The following is a 19,098-nucleotide window of genomic DNA, read 5'->3' on the forward strand; positions in this document are numbered from 1 at the left end:
AACGCCCGGTTACATTCCGAACCCGGAAGCTAAGCCTTTCAGCGCCGATGGTACTGCAGGGGGGACCCTGTGGGAGAGTAGGACACCGCCGAACACCTGCCCTTTTAGCTCAGTCGGTAGAGCGTCTCCATGGTAAGGAGAAGGTCAACGGTTCGATTCCGTTAAAGGGCTCCAAAGAAAAGGCCCCCGCCACGTGGCGGGGGCCTTTTTGCGTTCCCTGGAAGAGAGCGTGCGAAAGGCACCTTCCCCGTGAGGGAAGGCGCCGTGCCGTCAGCGGTCGTCCGGCTCGCGGAGGCGCATCGCGAGGATGGCCATGTCGTCGGAGGCCGGGGCCTGGGCGAAGCGTTCGACCGCGCGCAGCACACGGGCCGCGACCGCGCCGGCCGTCAGGCCCGTACAGGTCTTGAGGACGTCGGCGAGGCCGTCGTCGCTCAGCATGCGGGAGCCCTCGCGGCGCTCCGTCACGCCGTCCGTGACGCACAGGAGGACGTCGCCCGGGTCGAGCGTGACCGTCTCCTCGTACAGCTCCAGGTCGTCCATGACGCCCAGGAGCGGCTGCGGTTCGGCCGCGGGGCGGACCGTGCCGTCCGGGCTGAGGCGCAGGGGCAGCGGGTGGCCGGCGCAGACGACCTTGAGGATCGCGGAGCCGTCCTCCTGCGGGCGCATCTCGCCGTAGAGGAGGGTGAGGAAGCGGCTGCGGGCGCCCTCGTCGAGGATCGCCGCGTTCAGGCGCTCCAGGACGGCCGGGCCGCCGAGGCCCTCGCGGGCCAGGAGGCGCAGGGCGTGGCGGGCCAGGCCGGTGACGGCGGCCGCCTCCGGTCCCGTACCGCAGACGTCGCCGATGGCGAACCCGTACGCGCCGTCGCTGATCGGGAAGAGGTCGTAGAAGTCGCCGCCGACCTCGTTGCCCTCGCCGGCCGCGCGGTAGATGACGTCGACCTCGACGCCCGGGATCTCGGGGAGGCCGGGCGGCAGGAGGCTGCGCTGGAGGGACTGGCTGATCGCCACGCGCTCCGAGTAGAGGCGGGCGTTGTCCAGGGCCAGGGCGGCCCGGCGGGACAGGTCCTCGGCGAGCTCCAGGATCTCCTGGCGGAAGTGGTCCTCGGAGGGCCTGCCGAGCGTCAGCATGCCGATGACCCGGTTGCGGGCCACCAGGGGCAGGACGACCGTCTCGCCGGCGACCGTGCTCGCCGTGGCCAGCGTGGTGTCGATGCCCGGCGAGAGCGGGCTCGACGGGTGGTCGAGGGCGTGGACCGAGGCGTTGAGCGCGGCCCGGTGGGCGGCGTCGCCCGGCGCGGTCCAGACCCGGGCGCCGGGCGTCGGCACCGGGTCGGGCGGCGTGATCGAGGAGAGCAGCTCCTTGAGGCCGTCGATGCGGTCCTCGTCCTCGTGGAGCACGTACGAGAGGTACGGGTCGGAGGCCTGGTCGGCGATCGTGTAGACCGCGCACCAGGTCGCGAGGGTGGGGACCGTCATCTGGGCCATCAGGGCCAGGGTCTGGTCGCGGTCGAGGGTGCCGGCCAGGAGGTCGGAGGCCTCGACGAGGAAGCTGAGGGAGCCGCGGCGCAGGCGCTCCAGCTCGCCGAGGCGGGCGGACTCCACGGCCAGGGCGATGCGGTCGGCGGCGAACTGGAGGCGGAGGGCCTCCTCGTTCGAGTAGCGGTTCGCGGCCTCGGCGGCCACGCCCAGGGAACCGGTGAGGCGGCCCTCGACCTTGAGGGGGACGGTGACCACCGAGCGCATGCCGGTGTCCTCCAGGAGCGGGACGGCTCCGGGGACGGCGGCCAGGTCCTCGTGGACGGCGGGCATCCGGGCGGAGCCGTACCGGCTGGCGCCGGTTTCGACCGGTACGCGCGCGAAGCGCTGGCGGGCGGCCGGGAGTCCGGTGGTGGCCCGTACCTCCAGCTCCGTCTCGTCGTCCGTGGCGAGGAGGAGGAAGGCGGCGTCGCCGTCGAGCATGTCGCGGGCGCGCTCGACCGTGCGCTGGAGCAGGCCGTCGAGGTCGTCGGGGGCCGGGGAGCCGATGAAGACCTCGAAGGGGTCGGCGGCGCGGTTCTCGGTGCCCGGCTCGGCCGCGGGACGCTGCGGGGTCTGCAGGACCGCCCGCTCGTGCTCGCGGACCAGGAGGCAGACCGTGGAGGGCTCGCCCTGGGAGTCGCGGACCCGGAGGTGCGAGGCGTAGACGGGGACGACCCGGCCGTCGGCGCAGCGGATGCCGTAGCTGCCCTCCCAGCGGGAGAGGCGCAGTGCCTCGGCGAGGCCGGTGCCGATGCCGGGGGTGTGGGGCCAGGCGGCGAGGTCGCCCAGGGGCTTGCCGGTGACCTGCTCGGAGCCGTACCCGAAGAGTTCCTCGGCGTCCTCGCTCCAGGCGGTGATCGCGCCGTTCCGGTCGATCTGGACGACGGCGACGCGGACGCGGCTGTCGGCGACCGGGAGGAGGGCGTCGGGCAGGACCGGACCGGCCGAGCGGGTGCCGACGGGGCGCTGGGGGAGGTCGAGGTGGAACCAGACGTGCTTGCGCGTGGGGGAGTAGTCGACGCCCCAGCGGTGGGCGAGGGCGGCGCAGAGCAGCAGGCCGCGGCCGTTCTCACGGTCGGGCGAGGCGAGGGTGCGGCCGCTCTGGACCGGGATCTCGCGCTCGGGGTAGCGGTCGGAGACCTCGACGCGGATGCTGTCGTCGGAGCGCAGGCAGAGCACGTCGGCGGCGGTGCCGGCGTGCACGACGGCGTTGGTGACGAGCTCACTGGTGAGGACGACGGCGTCGTCCACCAGTTCGGGGTGTCCCCAGCCCTGGAGGGTGTCCCGTACGAAGGCCCGTGCGGCCGCGACGGACCGCCCGACGGGCTCGAAGCTGGCAGTCGCCCGCGCGGTGATCACAGCACTCCTCGTACGCGTCTCGACGCCCGGCTCTGCCATGCTCGGTCTGTCCTTCCCACTGCCCGGTGGTCGTGTGCGCGCACCACACCGTCCCCGCCGGGCGGACCGGGGCGGCTGGACAGCCGGATGCCAGGTTACTTACCTTCGCTGTCCGAGCGGATGCCGGTCACCGCTGATTCCGTCCCTCGGGGGTAGGGACGCCGTCGAAGCTGCCGAACTGTTATCGCCTGGTTCGGCCACGGTGAAACACTGGGCAGGCTACCGGCAGAGCCGGAGCAGTACGGTCGACCCCTTTCGGGAGGGACACGGTGGAGTCTGGCACGGCGGCGCGACGCGGCGGAGGCAGCGGTACGCGCACGAGGGGCGGGCGTTCCCGTGGGGGGACGGTCCAGGTGGACGCGGCGGCGCTGGAGCGGTTGCTCTCCGCGCTGGTGTCCATGCGGGACGGGAACTTCCGCAGGCGGCTCACGGTGTCCGGCGACGGGGTCATGGCGGAGATCTCCGCCGTGTTCAACGAGGTCGCGGACCGGCAGCTGCACGTGACCGGGGAGCTGTCGCGGGTCCGGCGGGTCGTCGGGCGCGAGGGCAAGCTGTCCGAGCGCCTGGAGTCCGGGGCCAGCGAGGGGGCCTGGGCGGCGGCGATCGAGGCCGCGAACGCGCTCGTCGACGACCTGGCCCGGCCGGTGTCCGAGGTGGGACGGGTGCTCTCGGCGGTGGCCGAGGGCGACCTGGAGCAGCGGATGGACCTGCGGTCGGAGGGCGCCGACGGGGCGGTCAGGCCCCTGCGGGGCGAGTTCCTGAAGGTCGCGCGCACTGCCAACAACCTCGTCGACCAGCTGTCGGTGTTCGCCTCCGAGGTGACCAGGGTCGCCGTCGAGGTGGGGACCGAGGGCAAGCTGGGTGGGCAGGCGCAGGTGCGCGGGGTGTCCGGTTCGTGGAAGGACCTCACGGACTCGGTCAACACCATGGCGAACCGGCTGACGGCCCAGGTGCGTGACATCGCTCTCGTCACGACGGCGGTCGCCGACGGCGACCTGTCGCAGAAGGTCACGGCGAACGTGGCCGGCGAGATGCTGGAGCTGAAGAACACCGTCAACCGGATGGTGGACCAGCTGTCGTCGTTCTCGTCCGAGGTGACCCGGGTCGCCCGCGAGGTGGGCACCGAGGGCGAGCTGGGCGGTCAGGCCGAGGTGGCCGGGGTCGCCGGCGTGTGGAAGGACCTCACCGACTCCGTCAACACGATGGCGGGCAACCTCACCAATCAGGTGAGGGGGATCGCCGAGGTGACGACCGCCGTCGCCAACGGCGACCTGTCGCAGAAGGTCCGGGTCTCGGCGCGCGGCGAGATCGCGCAGCTCGCGGACACGATCAACCAGATGACCGAGACGCTGCGGACCTTCGCCGACGAGGTGACCCGCGTCTCGGGCGAGGTCGGCGCGCAGGGTCTGCTGGGCGGTCAGGCGCAGGTGCCGGGCGCGGCGGGCACCTGGAAGGACCTCACGGACTCCGTGAACACGGTCTTCCGGAACATCACCACGCAGGTGCGTGACATCGCGCAGGTGACGACGGCCGTGGCCAACGGTGATCTGTCGCAGAAGGTCACGGTGGACGTGGCCGGGGAGATGCTGGAGCTGAAGAACACCGTCAACACGATGGTGGACCAGCTCTCCGCCTTCGGTTCCGAGGTGACCCGGGTGGCCCGGGAGGTCGGCGTCGAGGGTCTGCTCGGCGGTCAGGCCGAGGTACCGGGCGCGGCGGGCACCTGGAAGGACCTCACCGACTCGGTGAACACGGCCTTCCGCAACCTGACCGGTCAGGTGCGCGACATCGCGCAGGTGACGACGGCGGTCGCCAACGGTGATCTGTCGCAGAAGGTCACGGTGGACGTGGCCGGGGAGATGCTGGAGCTGAAGAACACCGTCAACACGATGGTGTCGCAGCTGTCGTCCTTCGCGGACCAGGTGACCCGGATGGCCCGGGACGTGGGCACCGAGGGCCGGCTCGGCGGCCAGGCGCGCGTGGACGGCGTCTCCGGGCGCTGGCGGGAGCTCACCGACTCGGTGAACTTCATGGCCGGCAACCTGACCTCCCAGGTGCGGCAGATCGCGCAGGTGACGACGGCCGTGGCGCGCGGCGACCTGTCGCAGAAGATCGACGTGGACGCGCGCGGCGAGATCCTGGAGCTGAAGAACACCATCAACACGATGGTCGACCAGCTCTCCGCGTTCGCGGACCAGGTGACCCGGGTGGCCCGCGAGGTGGGCACCGACGGGCGCCTGGGCGGTCAGGCGCAGGTGCCCGGCGTGGCCGGCGTGTGGCGCGACCTGACCGACTCGGTGAACGGCATGGCCGGCAACCTCACCACCCAGGTCCGCAACATCGCCCAGGTCGCCACGGCGGTCGCGCGCGGCGACCTGTCGCAGAAGATCGACGTGGACGCGCGCGGCGAGATCCTGGAGCTGAAGAACACCCTCAACACGATGGTGGACCAGCTGTCGAACTTCGCCGAGCAGGTGACCCGGGTGGCCCGCGAGGTGGGCACCGAGGGCATCCTCGGCGGCCAGGCCGAGGTGCAGGGCGTCTCGGGCACCTGGAAGGACCTCACCCAGTCGGTGAACGGCATGGCGAACAACCTCACCATCCAGGTGCGGAACATCGCCGAGGTCACGACCGCGGTCGCCATGGGCGACCTGTCGAAGAAGATCACGGTCGACGCCCGGGGCGAGATCCTGGAGCTGGTGACGACCGTCAACACGATGGTCGACCAGCTGTCGAACTTCGCGGACGAGGTCACGCGCGTGGCCCGAGAGGTGGGTACGGAGGGCATCCTCGGCGGCCAGGCACGCGTGCGCGGGGTCACCGGCACCTGGAAGGACCTCAGCGACAACGTCAACCTGATGGCCAACAACCTGACCAGCCAGGTGCGGAACATCTCCCGGGTCTCGGCGGCCGTCGCCAACGGCGACCTGACCAAGAAGGTGACGGTCGAGGCGCGCGGCGAGGTCGCCGAACTCGCCGAGACCGTCAACACGATGGTGACGACCCTGTCGTCGTTCGCGGACGAGGTCACGCGCGTGGCCCGCGAGGTGGGTACGGAGGGCGAGCTGGGCGGCCAGGCCCGGGTGCCGGGGGTCTCCGGCACCTGGAAGGACCTGACCGAGTCGGTGAACTCGATGGCCGACAACCTGACCGGTCAGGTGCGGCAGATCGCCGCCGTCACCACCGCCATCGCCAAGGGCGACCTCACCAAGAAGATCGACATCGACGCGCGCGGCGAGATCCAGGAGCTGAAGAACACCATCAACACGATGGTCGACCAGCTGTCGAACTTCGCCGAGGAGGTCACCCGGGTGGCCCGCGAGGTGGGCACCGACGGGCAGCTGGGCGGCCAGGCCCGGGTCCGGGACGTGGAGGGCACCTGGAGCGACCTCACCGACTCCGTGAACGAGATGGCCGGGAACCTCACCCGGCAGGTGCGGGCCATCGCCGCCGTCGCCACCGCGGTGACCCGCGGCGACCTGAACGTCAAGATCGACGGCGTGGACGCGGCCGGTGAGATCCAGGCGCTCCAGGACAATATCAACACGATGATCGCCAACCTGCGCGACACCACCCTCGCCAACGACGAGCAGGACTGGCTCAAGAGCAACCTGGCCCGCATCTCCGGCCTCATGCAGGGCCGCCGGGACCTCGACGACGTCGCCTCGCTCATCATGAGCGAGCTGACCCCGGTCGTCTCGGCCCAGCACGGCGCCTTCTTCGTGGCGATGCCGACCGGCTCCGCCCACGGCGACGCCGAACTGGTCGGTGAGGGCGACGGCTCGTACGAGCTGCGGATGCGCGGGAGTTACGGGTACTCGCCCGGCTCCATGCCGACCTCGTTCCGGCCCGGCGAGACCCTCATCGGGACGGCGGCCGAGGAGAAGCGGACCATCCAGCTCAACGCGCCGCCCGGCTACCTGAAGATCTCCTCCGGGCTCGGGGAGGCCTCGCCCGCGCACGTGATCGTCCTTCCGGTCCTCTTCGAGGGGAAGGTCCTCGGCGTGATCGAGCTGGCCTCCTTCCAGCCGTTCACCCAGATCCAGCGGGACTTCCTCAACCAGATCGCCGAGCTGATCGCCACCACCGTCAACACGATCAGCGTCAACACCAAGACCGAGGTGCTGCTCCAGCAGTCGCAGGAGCTGACCGAGCAGCTCAAGGAGCGCTCGGCCGAGCTGGAGCACCGGCAGAAGGAGCTCCAGGGCTCCAACCTGGAGCTGGAGGAGAAGGCCGAGCTGCTCGCCCGGCAGAACCGCGACATCGAGGTGAAGAACACCGAGATCGAGGAGGCCCGGCAGGTCCTGGAGGAGCGGGCCGAACAGCTCGCGGTCTCCATGCGGTACAAGTCCGAGTTCCTGGCGAACATGTCGCACGAGCTGCGCACCCCGCTCAACTCGCTGCTCATCCTGGCCAAGCTGCTCGCGGACAACGCCGAGACGAACCTGACGCCGAAGCAGGTCGAGTTCGCCGAGACCATCCACGGGGCCGGTTCGGACCTGCTCCAGCTGATCAACGACATCCTGGACCTGTCGAAGGTCGAGGCGGGCAAGATGGACGTCTCGCCGACCCGGATCGCCCTCGTGCAGCTCGTCGACTACGTGGAGGCGACCTTCCGGCCGCTCACGGCGGAGAAGGGGCTCGACTTCTCGGTGCGGGTCTCGCCGGAGCTGCCGGCCACGCTCCACACCGACGAGCAGCGCCTGCTCCAGGTGCTGCGCAACCTCCTGTCCAACGCGGTGAAGTTCACCGACACGGGCGCGGTGGAGCTGGTGATCCGGCCGGCCGGCACGGACGTGCCGCAGTCGATCCGCGAACAGCTCCTGGAGGCCGGTTCGCTGCGCGATCCGGAGGCCGACCTGATCGCGTTCTCGGTCACCGACACCGGGATCGGGATCGCGGCGAGCAAGATGCGGGTCATCTTCGAGGCCTTCAAGCAGGCCGACGGCACGACCAGCCGGAAGTACGGCGGCACGGGCCTGGGGCTCTCGATCAGCCGGGAGATCGCGCGGCTGCTCGGCGGCGAGATCTTCGCCGCGAGCGAGCCGGGCCGCGGCTCGACGTTCACCCTGTACCTGCCGCTGAACCCGACCGAACTGCCCGCGCCGGGCCACGGCCAGGGCGCGCAGGACGGCGAGGACCCGCAGCAGGGCGCGGAGGAGGGGGCGGCCGGGGCCGTCCACCCGTTCCCGCACTTCCCGCCGGCGCCCGTACGCACGGAGGCGCGTTCCGGGGCCGGGGCGCTGTTCCGGCACCGGCGGAAGGCGGCCGCGGAGGCGACCGGCACGCGGGGCGCGGTGCCGGAGCAGACCGGGCAGCAGCCCGTGCCGGAGCGGGAGGAGCAGGAGCCGGCGCCGCGCCGCACCTTCGGCTTCTCCGGCGAGAAGGTCCTCATCGTCGACGACGACATCCGCAACGTCTTCGCGCTCACCAGCGTCCTGGAACAGCACGGGCTCGCGGTGCTGTACGCGGAGAACGGGCGGGAGGGCATCGAGGTCCTGGAGCAGCACGACGACGCGGCGGTCGTCCTGATGGACATCATGATGCCGGAGATGGACGGGTACGCGACGACGACCGCGATCCGCCGGATGCCGCAGTTCGCCGGTCTTCCGATCATCGCCCTGACGGCGAAGGCGATGAAGGGCGACCGGGAGAAGGCGATCGAGTCGGGCGCCTCGGACTACGTGACCAAGCCGGTCGACCCCGACCACCTGCTGTCCGTCATGGAGCAGTGGATGCGGGGCGAGTGACCCGGGTCGGGGCCGCGCGGCGCGCCGCGCGGCCCCGGGCCTCCGCCCGCGGGTCCCGGAAAGATCTCCCGGGCCCCGGAAAGATCTCCGGCGGGCTGTCGCCACGGGCGTGTGAGAGGTCGGGATACGGGGAACCTTCTGGTCTCCCACCGCGTTTTTCCTCCGTGCACAGTGACATCGCGGTGACAGGGTGTGGCGACGGGCGGGGTGCGGCTACGATGACCGGCACAAGGACGGACGGCGCTAGGGAGTCGTCTTCTGGGGCGGCGCCAGGTGCCTCCCCCGGTTCGGGGGACCGGGCGGAGCCGTCGCAGGGACGAGGAGGACGGGGCATGGTGCAGAAGGCCAAGATCCTCCTGGTCGATGACCGGCCGGAGAATCTGCTGGCGCTGGAGGCCATTCTCTCCGCGCTCGATCAGACGCTGGTGCGGGCATCGTCCGGGGAGGAAGCGCTCAAGGCGCTGTTGACGGACGACTTCGCGGTCATCCTGCTCGACGTCCAGATGCCGGGCATGGACGGTTTCGAGACCGCCGCCCACATCAAGCGGCGCGAGCGGACCCGGGACATCCCGATCATCTTCCTCACCGCCATCAACCACGGCCCCCACCACACCTTCCGGGGGTACGCGGCGGGGGCGGTCGACTACATCTCCAAGCCCTTCGACCCGTGGGTGCTGCGCGCCAAGGTCTCCGTCTTCGTCGAGCTCTACATGAAGAACTGCAAGCTGCGCGAGCAGGCCGCCCTGCTCCGGCTCCAGTTGGAGGGCGGCGGCGAGAGCGGTCACGGCAAGGAGTCCGCCGGTCTGCTCGCCGAGCTCTCCGCCCGCCTCGCGGCCGTCGAGGAGCAGGCGGAGGCGCTGTCGAAGCAGCTCGACGACGACTCGGCCGACGCGGCGGCCGTCGCCACCGCCGCGCATCTGGAGCGCAAGCTCACCGGTCTCCGGCGGGCCCTGGACGCACTGGAGCCGGGCGCCGGCACCGTGCCGACCCTGCCCAGCCAGAGCTGACGCGGCGTCAGAAGCGCCCCGGACCGTCGAGGTCCGGGGCGCTTCGGCATGATGCGGCGTCAGCATCGCGCCTCCGCGCGGACGACACGAACGGGTGAGGCGGACAGCCGGTTCCCACACGGGTAACCTCGGCATCATGGCTTCACCTACGTCCGGCAAGACCCAGGGCACGGCGGGCACCGCAAAGCCGCGCGCCGGCCGTACGGCGGGCGCCGCGAAGAAGGCGGCCCCCGCGAAGTCCCCGGTCAAACCGCCCGCGAAGAACGCCCCGGCGAAGAGGGCCCCGGGCAAGAAGGCCGCGCCCGCCAAGCGCGCGCCCGCGCGGAAGCCCGCGGCGAAGAAGGCCCCGGCCCGCCCCGCGCCGTCCCCGACCGGAGGCGTCTACCGGCTGGTGCGCGGCGCCTGGCTCGGACTCGCCCACGCGGTGGGGGCGGTCTTCCGGGGCATAGGACGCGGCGCCAAGGGACTCGACCCCGTCCACCGCAAGGACGGCCTCGCGCTGCTCCTCCTCGGCCTCGCGCTGATCGTCGCCGTGGGCACCTGGTCCAATCTGCGCGGCCCGGTCGGCGACCTCGTCGAGCTGCTCGTCACCGGGGCCTTCGGACGGCTCGACCTCCTGGTGCCGCTCCTTGTCGGCGGGATGGGCGTGCGCCTGATCCTCTATCCGGAGAGGCCCGAGGCCAACGGCCGGATCGTCATCGGCCTCTCCGCCCTCGCCCTCGGCGTCCTGGGCCAGGTGCACATCGCGTGCGGCTCGCCCGGCCGCGGCGACGGCGCCGACGCCGTGCAGGACGCGGGCGGCCTCATCGGCTGGGCCGCCTCCCAGCCCCTCGTCTTCATGATGGGCGAGGTCCTCGCCGTACCGATGCTGGTGCTGCTCACCGTCTTCGGCCTGCTCGTCGTCACCGCCACCCCGGTCAACGCGATCCCGCAGCGCCTCCGCGCCCTCGGCGTCAGGCTCGGCGTCGTGGAACCGCCGTACGACCCGGCGGAGGCCGGGGAGTACGCGCGCGAGGAGTACGACGAGGAGTGGCGGGACGCGGAGCCGAGGCCCGCGCGGCCCGCCCGCCGGCGGGCCCCCGGCCCGGCGGAGCCGTACGACGTGGACCGGGCCGAGGAGGAGATGCCGGCGCGGCGCGGCCGCTCGGTGCGCCGCCCCTCCCGGCGGACCGGCTCCGAGGCCGGCCTCGACCCGGTGGACGTCGCCGCCGCGGCGGCCGCGGCGCTGGACGGCGCGGTCCTGAACGGCATGCCCCCGTCCCCGATCGTCGCCGACCTGACCAAGGACGTCACCGCCGACCGGAGCGCCGCCGTGGCCGCCTCCGCCGCCGGAGTCCCGGAGAAGGCGACCGCGCCCGTGCCGCCCGCCCGGGGCGAGGACGCGCGCGGCGGAGGCGTACCCGATCTGACCAAGCCCGCGCCCGAGCCGACGGACCTGCCGTCGCGGGCCGAGCAGCTCCAGCTGTCCGGTGACATCACGTACGCGCTGCCGTCGATGGACCTCCTCGAGCGGGGCGGGCCGGGCAAGACGCGCAGCGCGGCGAACGACGCCGTGGTGGCCTCGCTCTCCAACGTCTTCGACGAGTTCAAGGTCGACGCGGCGGTCACCGGCTTCACGCGGGGGCCGACGGTCACGCGGTACGAGGTCGAGCTCGGGCCCGCGGTGAAGGTCGAGAAGATCACGGCCCTGGCCAAGAACATCGCCTACGCGGTGGCCTCCCCGGACGTGCGGATCATCTCGCCGATCCCGGGCAAGTCCGCGGTCGGCATCGAGATCCCGAACAGCGACCGCGAGATGGTCAACCTCGGGGACGTGCTGCGGCTCGCGGACGCGGCCGGGGACGACCATCCGATGCTGGTCGCGCTCGGCAAGGACGTCGAGGGCGGCTACGTGATGGCCAACCTGGCGAAGATGCCGCACATCCTGGTCGCCGGCGCCACCGGCTCCGGCAAGTCCTCGTGCATCAACTGCCTGATCACCTCGGTGATGATAAGGGCGACCCCCGAGGACGTCCGGATGGTCCTTGTCGACCCCAAGCGGGTCGAGCTGACCGCCTACGAGGGCATCCCGCACCTGATCACCCCGATCATCACCAACCCCAAGAAGGCCGCCGAGGCCCTGCAGTGGGTGGTGCGCGAGATGGACCTGCGCTACGACGACCTGGCGGCCTTCGGCTTCCGTCACATCGACGACTTCAACGAGGCCATCCGGGCCGGCAAGGTCAAGCTCCCCGAGGGCAGCGAGCGCGAGCTCAACCCCTACCCGTACCTCCTGGTGATCGTCGACGAGCTCGCCGACCTGATGATGGTCGCGCCCCGGGACGTCGAGGACGCGATCGTGCGCATCACCCAGTTGGCCCGCGCCGCCGGCATCCATCTGGTCCTGGCCACCCAGCGTCCGTCCGTGGACGTCGTCACCGGTCTGATCAAGGCGAACGTGCCCTCCCGGCTCGCCTTCGCCACCTCCTCGCTCGCCGACAGCCGGGTCATCCTCGACCAGCCCGGTGCCGAGAAGCTGATCGGCAAGGGCGACGGGCTGTTCCTGCCGATGGGCGCCAACAAGCCCGTCCGCATGCAGGGCGCCTTCGTCACCGAGCACGAGGTCGCCGCCGTCGTGCAGCACTGCAAGGATCAGATGACGCCCGTCTTCCGGGACGACGTCACCGTGGGCACCAAGCAGAAGAAGGAGATCGACGAGGAGATCGGCGACGACCTCGACCTGCTGTGCCAGGCCGCCGAGCTGGTCGTCTCCACCCAGTTCGGCTCCACCTCGATGCTCCAGCGCAAGCTGCGCGTGGGCTTCGCCAAGGCCGGCCGGCTGATGGACCTGATGGAGTCGCGCAACATCGTCGGCCCCAGCGAGGGCTCCAAGGCGCGCGACGTGCTCGTCAAGCCCGACGAACTCGACGGCGTCCTCGCCGTGATCCGGGGCGAGTCGGGGGAGTAGGCGGGGACCGGACGGGGGCCGGATCCGGGACGCGCGCGGGCTCCGGCACGGGGCCGGGTGTGGGCGCCCGAGGACGGGGTACCCGTTCGAGATCCGGCCGAGACTCACTCGTAAGAAATGGGTGAGCAACCGTTTCCCCTGGCCGTACGTCAAGTTGGACGGAGGGACAGAAGGATGTCCCAGCCTCATGGCGTACAAACAGCACCCGCCCGGTTGCCCCACCCTTTCGTACCACCCATAGACTGAACGTCCAGCAGGTGGTTACACGCTCGAAAGGCCCTCTCGTGTCCATCGGCAACTCCCCCGAAGACGACCGGACCTTCCCGGCAGACGACCGGGAACCGATCGGTCGTGTCCTCCAGCAGGCCCGTATCGCCGCCGGTCTCACCGTCGAAGAGGTCAGTGCCTCCACCCGTGTCCGGATCCCGATCGTGCACGCGATCGAGGAGGACGACTTCTCGCGCTGTGGCGGCGACGTCTACGCCCGCGGCCACATCCGTACCCTCGCGCGCGCCGTCGGCCTCGACCCGGCTCCGCTGATCGAGCGGTTCGACGCCGACCACGGCGGCCGTCCCGCACCCACCCCCGCCGCCCCGCTGTTCGAGGCGGAACGCATCCGCCCCGAGCCGCGCCGGCCCAACTGGACCGCCGCGATGGTCGCGGCCATCGTCGCCGTCGTCGGGTTCGTCGGCTTCACGATGTTCGACGAGAACGACGCCCCGAAGGGCACCACCGCGGCCGACGGCGGCCCGGCGCCCGCCCCGGAGCAGGCGACCTCCGCCGCCAAGCCGAAGCCGGTCAAGCCCGTCGCGCCCAAGCCCACCGAGAGCGCGATCGCCGCGGTCCCGCAGGACAAGGTCACGGTCAAGCTCTCCGCCACCGACGGCAAGAGCTGGATCTCGGCCAAGGCCCACGACGGCAAGATCCTCTTCGACGGGCTGCTCATGGAGGGCGAGTCCAAGACCTTCCAGGACGACGAGCGCGTCGACCTGGTCCTCGGCAACGCCGGTGCCATCGAGCTCTATGTCAACGGCAAGAAGGTCGCCGACAAGTTCGAGTCCGGCCAGGTCGAGCGGCTCACGTACACCAAGGGCGACCCCCAGGCCGGCTGAGCCGGTCCGGTCGCCGCCGTGATGTGACCTCCGTCGCGCGGGTGAACCCTGCGCGACGGGGGAGCGGCCGGGACGAAGTAGTCTTGAGTCCATGCCCGAACGCCGCACCGTCGCCCTTGTCACTCTTGGCTGCGCCCGTAACGAGGTGGACTCGGAGGAGCTCGCAGGCCGCTTGGCAGCGGACGGCTGGGAGCTCGTCGAGAACGCCGAGCAAGCGGACGTCGCCGTCGTCAACACCTGCGGATTCGTCGAGGCCGCCAAGAAGGACTCCGTCGACGCCCTGCTCGAAGCCAATGACCTGAAGGACCACGGCCGGACCCAGGCCGTCGTCGCCGTCGGCTGCATGGCCGAGCGGTACGGCAAGGAGCTCGCCGAAGCCCTCCCGGAGGCCGACGGCGTCCTCGGCTTCGACGACTACGCCGACATCTCCAACCGCCTCCAGACCATCCTCAGCGGTGGCAGCGTCGAGGCCCACACCCCCCGCGACCGGCGCAAGCTGCTGCCGCTCTCGCCCGTGGAGCGCCAGGAGGCCGCGGCCGCCGTCGCCCTGCCGGGACACGGTGACGGAGCCGAGGCCCCCGCCGACGCCCCGGCCGACCTGCCCGAGGGTCTCGCGCCCGCCTCCGGACCGCGCGCGCCGCTCCGCCGGCGCCTGGACGCCAGCCCCGTCGCCTCCGTGAAGCTCGCCTCCGGCTGCGACCGCCGCTGCACCTTCTGCGCCATCCCCTCCTTCCGCGGCTCCTTCGTCTCGCGCCGTCCCTCGGACGTGCTGAACGAGACGCGCTGGCTCGCCGAGCAGGGCGTGAAGGAGATCATGCTGGTCTCCGAGAACAACACCTCCTACGGCAAGGACCTCGGCGACATCCGCCTCCTGGAGGGCCTGCTGCCCGAGCTGGCGGCTGTGGACGGCATCGAGCGCGTCCGCGTCAGCTACCTCCAGCCCGCCGAGATGCGCCCCGGTCTGATCGACGTCCTCACCTCCACCGAGAAGGTCGTCCCGTACTTCGACCTCTCCTTCCAGCACAGCGCCCCCGACGTGCTGCGGTCCATGCGCCGCTTCGGCGACACCGACCGCTTCCTGGAGCTCCTGGAGACCATCCGCTCCAAGGCCCCCACGGCCGGTGCCCGCTCCAACTTCATCGTCGGCTTCCCCGGCGAGACCGAGGCGGACTTCGCCGAGCTGGAACGCTTCATCACCCACGCGCGCCTCGACGCCATCGGCGTCTTCGGCTACTCCGACGAGGACGGCACCGAGGCCGCCACGTACGAGCACAAGCTCGACCAGGAGGTCGTCGACAAGCGGCTCGCCCACCTCTCCCGGCTCGCCGAGGAGCTCACCGCGCAGCGCGCGGAGGAGCGGATCGGAGAGACCCTGGAGGTACTGGTCGAGTCCCTGGACGAGGAGGACGGCTGGATCGGCCGCGCCGCCCACCAGGCCCCCGAGACCGACGGACAGGTGGTCCTCGTCACCGCCGACGGAACGGACCCCGACCTGGCCCCGGGCCGTATGGTCAGGGCGAAGGTCGTCGGGACGGAGGGCGTCGACCTGGTGGCCGAGTGTCTTTTCGAGGAGGCGGGCAGATGACCGGAGTCCCGGCATCCGCGACGGGCGGGACCGGTAGGCCGACGCCCCGCGGCAAGCTGGGCGCGGCGGCCGTCGACCAGGCCAGCCTGTGGAACATCGCGAACATCCTCACCATGATCCGGCTGGTGCTCGTGCCGGCCTTCGTGGTGCTGCTGCTCCAGGACGGCGGGCACGATCCCGCGTGGCGTGCCTGGGCCTGGGCGGCGTTCGCGGTGGCCATGATCACGGACGTCTTCGACGGGCACCTCGCCCGTACGTACAACCTGGTCACCGACTTCGGGAAGATCGCCGACCCGATCGCGGACAAGGCGATCATGGCGGCCGGCCTGGTCTCCCTGTCCGCGCTCGGGGACCTCCCCTGGTGGGTGACCGCGGTCATCCTGGCCCGGGAGCTGGGGATCACCCTGATGCGGTTCTGGGTCATCCGGCACGGGGTCATCCCCGCCAGCCGGGGCGGCAAGATGAAGACCCTGGCCCAGGGCACGGCCGTGGGCATGTACGTGCTGATGCTCACCGGGCCGCTGGCCACCCTCCGCTTCTGGGTGATGACGGTGGCCGTCGTGCTGACGGTCCTCACCGGCCTCGACTACGTGCGCCAGGCCGTCGTGCTGCGGCGCCGGGGCCTCGCCGCCGAGCGGTCGGCGGCGGCGGCACGATGACCGAGGCCGCCAGGGTGCTCGCGCTGCTCGCCGAGCGGGGCCAGACGCTGGCCGTCGCGGAGTCGCTCACGGGCGGCCTGGTGGCCGCCGAGCTCACCGGTGTCCCCGGCGCGTCCGCCTCCTTCCGGGGGTCCGTCACCGCCTACGCCACCGCCCTCAAGCACGAGCTCCTCGGTGTCGACGCGGCCCTGCTCGCGGAGCGCGGCGCGGTCGATCCCGAGGTCGCGTCGCAGATGGCGGCCGGTGTGCGGGCCCGGCTCGGCGCCGACTGGGGCATCGCGACGACCGGGGTCGCGGGCCCGGAGCCGCAGGACGGGCAGCCGGTCGGAACGGTCTACGTGGCGGTCGCGGGCCCGGCCGGGGAGACGGCCCGGACGGGGACTCCAGGATTTCCGGAGGGGGCTTTGGCAGGATCCTCGGAAGGGCCTCCGGCGAGGTCCGCGGGGGAGTCTCCGGGAGTGCCTCCGACGAGGCCTGCGGAGGAGTCTCCGGGAGGGTCTTCGACGAGGTCTCCGGAAGTGCCTCCGGAAGTGGTTCCGGTGGGGAAAGTGGTCCCGTTGAGGTTGAACGGCGATCGTGGGGAAATCCGTAGGGAGAGCGTACGGATCGTGCTCGAACTGCTCCGCGAGGAACTCTCGGGAAATGTGCGGGCACAGGATACGGAACAGAACGGGGGGAATGGATGTTTGCAGCCCTGAGTGAACACGACATCGCTCCCCGCACGGCCGCGGCGCGAGGCGGTACGGTGGGGCGTGAAGGATGCGGCTACGCGGTCCGAGGAGGGAGCCACCGATGATTCTGCTCCGTCGCCTGCTGGGTGACGTGCTGCGTCGGCAGCGCCAGCGCCAGGGCCGTACTCTGCGCGAAGTCTCCTCGTCCGCCCGAGTCTCGCTCGGCTATCTCTCCGAGGTGGAGCGGGGGCAGAAGGAGGCTTCCTCCGAGCTGCTCTCCGCGATCTGCGACGCGTTGGACGTACGGATGTCCGAGCTCATGCGCGAAGTGAGCGACGAGCTGTCGCTGGCCGAACTGGCCGAGTCGACAGCAGCGAGCGAACAGGTGCCGGCACCGGTTCGTCCGATGCTCAATTCGGTGTCGGTGACGTCGGTGGCGGGTGTGCCCACCGAGCGGGTGACCATCAAGGCGCCCGCGGAGGCGGTCGACGTGGTCGCCGCCTGAACCGAGACGAGGGCGAAGCCCCGGTCCGTGTCCCGCGAGGGACGCCGGCCGGGGCTTCGTCCTTTCCGGGATTTCTTTGGGCCGGTTTGTTTGAGATGCCGGGTTCCGGTGAGGCGTGCCATGGTGGGGAAACGTTCGACTGGTTGGAGATTCCGCATGTCTGTCGTGAAGAGCACGCTGTCCGAGACCGACCTCAAGACCGTCGGCGACGCGCTCCAGGGCGCCCTTGTCGACCTGGTGGACCTCTCCCTGGTGGCCAAGCAGGTGCACTGGAACGTCGTCGGACCGCGCTTCCGCTCCGTCCACCTCCAGCTCGACGAGGTGGTGACCACCGCCCGCACGCACTCCGACACCGTGGCCGAGCGGGCCTCCGCCCTGGGCGTCAACCCGGACGGGCGAGCGGCGACCGTCGCGTCCTCGAGCGCGATCTCGACGGTGCCGGAAGGCTGGATCAAGGACGAGGAAGCGGTGCGGATCCTCGTCGCCGCCCTCGGCGCCGTCACCAGCCGGATGCGGGAGCGGATCGACGCGACCGGCGACCCCGACCCGGTCACCCAGGACATCCTGATCGCCCTGACGGGCGAGCTCGAGAAGCACGCGTGGATGTTCCAGGCCGAGAGCGTCTGAGGCGGGCCGGGGCGTGCTGATACGTGCGGCGCGCGCCGGGGCGGGCCCCGGTGCGCCCTCCCGCAGGGTGATCCTGCCGGTCTAGCGTCGACCGCAGGAGGCGGCCATGGTACGGCGACGGTTTCCGCCGGCAACGCTCGCGCTGGTCGCGGTCGGGCTGGTGGCCGGGGGGCTCTGGTGGTGGGCCGTGCTGCGCCTGCTGCTCGTCCCGGGCGAGACCGGGCCGGTCGAGGGAGTGATGGCGGCGGGCGGCTGGGGCCTGAGCCTGCTGCCCGTGCACGTGGCCGCCTCGTCGGGAGGGCCGGGCGCGCTCGCCCGGCGGATCGGCAGGGCGCCGTGGCGCCGGCGGTGGGGCGCCGACTCCGGTCCGGTGTGACGGAGCGGGAGACGACGTGGGACCGCGGTTGTGACGTGCGGTCGCGGTTGTGGGGCCGTGGCCGACGGGTGATCAGCGGGTGATCAGATCGACGGGCTCGTACCGGCTTCCTGCCGGTGCGGGCCCTGCTGGCATTCCGGGCACCAGTACGTGACCCGCTCCCCGAGCTCCGCCTTGCGGATCCGGGCGCCGCAGCGCAGGCAGGGGCGGCCCGCGCGGCCGTAGACGTGGAGCGGGGTGCCGGGGCGGCGCACGGTGGTGACCCGTTGATCCGGGTGGTCCTTGTTGAGGTCGAGCAGGCGGTGGGCGGTCGCCACCAGACGGGCGGGGACGCCAGGCTCCAGCTCGCCCACGGGGAGCCAGGGGGTGACGGCGGCGAGGAACGCCAGCTCCGACTTGTAGATGTTGCCGATGCCGGCCAGGTTGCGCTGGTCGAGGAGGGCCTCCCCGAGCGTCCTCGCCGGATCGGCCGTCAGCCTGCGCACGGCCTCCTCCGGATCCCAGTCGGGGCCGAGCAGGTCCGGCCCGAGGTGGCCCACGACCTGCGACTCCTCGTCGGTGCGGAGGAGCTCCACGATCGGGAGCCGGTAGCCGTACGCGGTGGACTCCGCGTTCCCCAGGACGGCCCGGATCTGGTACTCGGGGCCGCCGCGGGGCCGCTCCCCGGTGGCGTACACCCGCCAGGCGCCGTCCATCCGCAGATGGGAGTGGAGGGTGAGCCCGCCCTCGATCCGGGCGAGCAGGTGCTTGCCGCGCGGGGTGACGTCGAGGAGCGTGCGGCCGGTGAGGTCGGCGGTGGCGAACCGGGGCACCCGCAGGTCCGAACGGGTGAGCACCCGCCCGGCGAGCGCGGCGTGCAGACGGCGGGCCACCTGCCAGACGGTGTCTCCTTCGGGCACGGTCCTCCTCGGGTCACGGTCTTTCGGGCGCGCTGCCAGGGGCG

The 19,098-nt window shown here is 71.7% G+C and carries 12 protein-coding genes, 1 tRNA gene and 1 rRNA gene; 12 read left to right on the forward strand and 2 right to left on the reverse strand.

Going from position 1 to position 19,098, the window contains the following annotated elements; all coding sequences use genetic code 11:
• Positions 1 to 94, forward strand: a 5S ribosomal RNA gene (gene rrf, locus ACWGSR_RS23885); the annotation flags it as partial.
• A gap of 4 nt (positions 95 to 98) precedes the next feature.
• A tRNA-Thr gene (locus ACWGSR_RS23890) sits at positions 99 to 174 on the forward strand.
• Between the two features lie 96 nt (positions 175 to 270).
• On the opposite strand, the gene ACWGSR_RS23895 is transcribed toward ACWGSR_RS23890, so the two are convergent.
• Entirely contained in the window at positions 271 to 2,916 is a 2,646-nt protein-coding gene (locus ACWGSR_RS23895; protein WP_453568816.1) for a SpoIIE family protein phosphatase, read from the reverse strand.
• Between the two features lie 269 nt (positions 2,917 to 3,185).
• Here ACWGSR_RS23895 and ACWGSR_RS23900 point away from each other — a divergent pair, with 269 nt between their 5' ends.
• The 10 genes from ACWGSR_RS23900 (at position 3,186) to ACWGSR_RS23945 (ending at position 18,155) form a co-directional block, all read left to right on the forward strand.
• The gene (locus ACWGSR_RS23900) at positions 3,186 to 8,666 is read left to right on the forward strand and encodes a HAMP domain-containing protein (RefSeq protein WP_376240859.1); all 5,481 of its coding nucleotides are present in this window, start codon (positions 3,186 to 3,188) and stop codon (positions 8,664 to 8,666) included.
• Between the two features lie 332 nt (positions 8,667 to 8,998).
• A complete protein-coding gene (locus ACWGSR_RS23905) occupies positions 8,999 to 9,673 on the forward strand; it encodes a response regulator (protein ID WP_366378064.1) in 675 nt (224 codons plus the stop codon).
• 136 nt (positions 9,674 to 9,809) lie between these two features.
• The gene (locus tag ACWGSR_RS23910) at positions 9,810 to 12,620 is read left to right on the forward strand and encodes a DNA translocase FtsK (RefSeq protein ID WP_453568819.1); all 2,811 of its coding nucleotides are present in this window, start codon (positions 9,810 to 9,812) and stop codon (positions 12,618 to 12,620) included.
• Positions 12,621 to 12,904: 284 nt separating this feature from the next.
• Positions 12,905 to 13,732 (forward strand): helix-turn-helix domain-containing protein, encoded by an 828-nt coding sequence (locus ACWGSR_RS23915; RefSeq protein ID WP_376240855.1) that lies wholly within the window; start codon positions 12,905 to 12,907, stop codon positions 13,730 to 13,732.
• Positions 13,733 to 13,823: 91 nt separating this feature from the next.
• Positions 13,824 to 15,317 carry a 30S ribosomal protein S12 methylthiotransferase RimO gene (gene rimO, locus ACWGSR_RS23920; protein ID WP_376240853.1) on the forward strand — a complete coding sequence of 498 codons (1,494 nt, stop codon included), beginning with the start codon at positions 13,824 to 13,826 and terminating at the stop codon, positions 15,315 to 15,317.
• Positions 15,314 to 15,976: a CDP-diacylglycerol--glycerol-3-phosphate 3-phosphatidyltransferase gene (pgsA, locus tag ACWGSR_RS23925; protein ID WP_453568821.1), complete on the forward strand. Its 663-nt coding sequence runs from the start codon at positions 15,314 to 15,316 to the stop codon at positions 15,974 to 15,976. The genes rimO and pgsA overlap by 4 nt, the downstream gene beginning before the upstream one ends.
• Entirely contained in the window at positions 15,973 to 16,674 is a 702-nt protein-coding gene (locus tag ACWGSR_RS23930) for a CinA family protein (RefSeq protein WP_453568823.1), read from the forward strand. Before pgsA ends, ACWGSR_RS23930 begins: the two co-directional genes overlap by 4 nt.
• 94 nt (positions 16,675 to 16,768) lie before the next feature.
• Positions 16,769 to 17,152, forward strand: a complete 384-nt coding sequence (locus ACWGSR_RS23935; protein ID WP_376240847.1) for a helix-turn-helix domain-containing protein — start codon at positions 16,769 to 16,771, stop codon at positions 17,150 to 17,152.
• Between the two features lie 156 nt (positions 17,153 to 17,308).
• A complete protein-coding gene (locus ACWGSR_RS23940) occupies positions 17,309 to 17,779 on the forward strand; it encodes a Dps family protein (protein WP_376240845.1) in 471 nt (156 codons plus the stop codon).
• Between the two features lie 106 nt (positions 17,780 to 17,885).
• Positions 17,886 to 18,155, forward strand: coding sequence for a hypothetical protein (locus ACWGSR_RS23945; RefSeq protein WP_453568826.1), 270 nt, complete (start codon positions 17,886 to 17,888; stop codon positions 18,153 to 18,155).
• An 83-nt stretch (positions 18,156 to 18,238) separates the two neighbouring features.
• On the opposite strand, the gene ACWGSR_RS23950 is transcribed toward ACWGSR_RS23945, so the two are convergent.
• Entirely contained in the window at positions 18,239 to 19,054 is an 816-nt protein-coding gene (locus tag ACWGSR_RS23950; protein ID WP_376240841.1) for an Fpg/Nei family DNA glycosylase, read from the reverse strand.
• Between the last annotated feature and the right edge of the window lie 44 nt (positions 19,055 to 19,098).

This window comes from Streptomyces sp. NPDC055632 (genome assembly GCF_053618675.1).